Here is a 1,433-nt window from a genome sequence, read left to right as displayed (position 1 = left end):
CTGTCGCCTTCGGCGACATCTCCCCCTCGAGGGGGGAGATTATCGCGCTCGCAGGTCGTGCCGCCGTCTTGGCCAAGGCCGATCTCACCACCGAAGTCGTCGGCGAGTTTCCGGAACTGCAGGGCGCAATGGGCCGCAAATATGCGCTGCTTCAGGGCGAGCATGCATCGGTCGCCGCTGCAGCGGAGGAACACTACAAGCCGCAGGGCCCGTCCGATCGCGTACCGAGCGATCTGGTGTCGGTCGCTGTCGCGCTCGCCGACAAGCTGGATACACTGGTCGGCTTCTGGGCGATCGACGAAAAGCCGACAGGGTCGAAGGACCCTTATGCGTTGCGGCGGGCCGCGCTCGGGGTTGTTAGAATATTGGTCGAGAATAATATTCGACTGGCGCTGATATCCATTGTCGGGACGGCTTCCGACCTCCTCTCCTTCTTCCACGACCGCCTGAAGGTCTATCTCCGTGACCAGGGCGCACGGCATGATCTCATCGATGCGGTGTTGGCGGCAGGTTCGCGCCCCATCTCCCCCCTAGAGGGGGAGATGTCGGCGAAGCCGACAGAGGGGGGCGCTATCCCGCCGACCTCTCAGCGCGAAGCGCCCCCCTCTGCCCTGCCGGGCATCTCCCCCACAAGGGGGGAGATTGGCCAATCGCCGAACGACGATCTCCTGCAGATCGTGCGCAGGGTCGAGGCGCTGGGCTCCTTCCTCGATACGGAGGACGGTAAGAACCTGCTCGCCGGCACCAAGCGTGCGGCCAACATTCTGGCCGCCGAGGAGAAGAAGAAAACGGCGGTCGCCGAAACCGTTGAGCCGGCGCTGTTTCGCGAGGATGCCGAGAAATCGCTGTTTGCGGCGGTGAATCAGGCTGAGAAGCAAGCCGGCGAAGCGATTCAAAACGATGACTTTTCCGGCGCCCTGCTGGCGCTTAGCGTGTTGCGCGAACCGGTTGATTCATTCTTTGAGCATGTTCTCGTAAACGATGAGGATCAGGCGGTGCGTGCCAACCGCCTGGCGCTGCTCGCCCGCATCCGCGCGGCCACCGGTCAGGTCGCGGATTTCTCCAGGATCGCAGGTTAAGGCGAAGAAAATATTCTCTGCTACCGGCCGCTCAAGCCGGCTTACAGTCATATGGCGATGATCTCTCCGTGGCAAAAGGAACATGTTCCCCAACCCCACGGAGGCTTCCATGAATTCCGATCACGAAATCGAAGTGACAGAAGAAACTCCCGCCGAGGCGCTTGAATCCGCTTCCGAAACCCGCCGCAGCAGCGGTCGAAGCCGCTGACCTGTCTGATGACGACGAAGATGAAGACGAAGAAGACGAGGACGACGCCGAGGACAGCGTGAAGGCTGAAGGCGACGAGTCCGAAGAAGATGACGACAAGGAAGAAGCGGCCTGATTTTTTCAGCCGACGAATCAATCGATGGCAA

The 1,433-nt window shown here is 61.2% G+C and carries 2 protein-coding genes; both read left to right on the top strand.

From position 1 onward, the window contains the following. On the top strand, positions 1-1,079 hold a 1,079-nt coding region (locus EN893_RS33880), incomplete at its 5' end, for a glycine--tRNA ligase subunit beta (RefSeq protein WP_128362170.1). A 161-nt stretch (positions 1,080-1,240) separates the two neighbouring features. Beyond that, positions 1,241-1,402 carry a hypothetical protein gene (locus tag EN893_RS33875; RefSeq protein ID WP_236382840.1) on the top strand — a complete coding sequence of 54 codons (162 nt, stop codon included), beginning with the start codon at positions 1,241-1,243 and terminating at the stop codon, positions 1,400-1,402. The last annotated feature ends 31 nt before the right edge of the window (positions 1,403-1,433 follow it).

Origin of the sequence: Mesorhizobium sp. M7A.F.Ca.CA.004.04.2.1, from assembly GCF_004022825.1 — a bacterium.
GTDB lineage: Bacteria > Pseudomonadota > Alphaproteobacteria > Rhizobiales > Rhizobiaceae > Mesorhizobium.
This window is presented reverse-complemented; position numbering and strand designations above follow the sequence as displayed.